1 protein-coding gene is annotated in these 273 nt (G+C 54.6%); it reads left to right on the forward strand.

Annotated features, from left to right (window positions below):
- Positions 1-273, forward strand: a 273-nt coding sequence (locus tag AC1RPH_RS08330; protein ID WP_481762117.1) for a hypothetical protein, incomplete at both ends; no start/stop codon positions are given.

Below are 273 nucleotides of genomic sequence, written 5' to 3' on the forward strand. Positions count from 1 at the left end.
TGTGCGCGTGCGCGGGTCCGACGAAGAAGACGCGGACGGGGACTTCGAAATAGTAGATGCAGACGCCGATGATGGGCTCGATGCCGACGCAGACGCCGATGAAGAACTTGAATGGGGCCCGGATTCTACGGAATTGGTGAGGAATCCTGATCAGGCGCGTGCTGATCACGAAAAAACACTTAGAAATGCTAAAAAATCGCGTTTTGAGGGGTCTGGTGTAAAACACCTCATTAAACCGCGTGCCGCATCCACCTACGGCCCTGTACAAACCCC

The sequence above is a fragment of the Dellaglioa sp. CoH-57-MRSF-16 genome, assembly GCF_056782055.1.